The 256-nt window shown below is 55.9% G+C and carries 1 pseudogene; it reads right to left on the reverse strand.

What is annotated here, in order from left to right:
* Positions 1 to 256: pseudogene (locus ACI43T_RS12145) on the reverse strand (lytic murein transglycosylase B); the annotation flags it as partial.

Below are 256 nucleotides of genomic sequence, written 5' to 3' on the forward strand. Positions count from 1 at the left end.
ATGTGGAGGGGCGGTGCATAATCTTGACAATGTCCGCCTTGTAAGCCGCTTTGTCAAAAAAATCCTGCCATTCCGCCCGGGAAAAATCTCCTTTCCCGACTTCATCGTCCACAAAACGGCGGACATTTGCATTGGCGGCAAACCCGCTGTCGGATACCGGTACGGCTGCCGCGTCAAACGTGGGACGGCTTTCTTTTTTCATTTCATCCGCGCGGGGGGCTTGGGCTTCATTTGCCCGGGGTGGACGGGTCTCCAT

The sequence above is a fragment of the Neisseria oralis genome (genome assembly GCF_045062685.1).
GTDB classification, from domain to species: domain Bacteria; phylum Pseudomonadota; class Gammaproteobacteria; order Burkholderiales; family Neisseriaceae; genus Neisseria; species Neisseria oralis.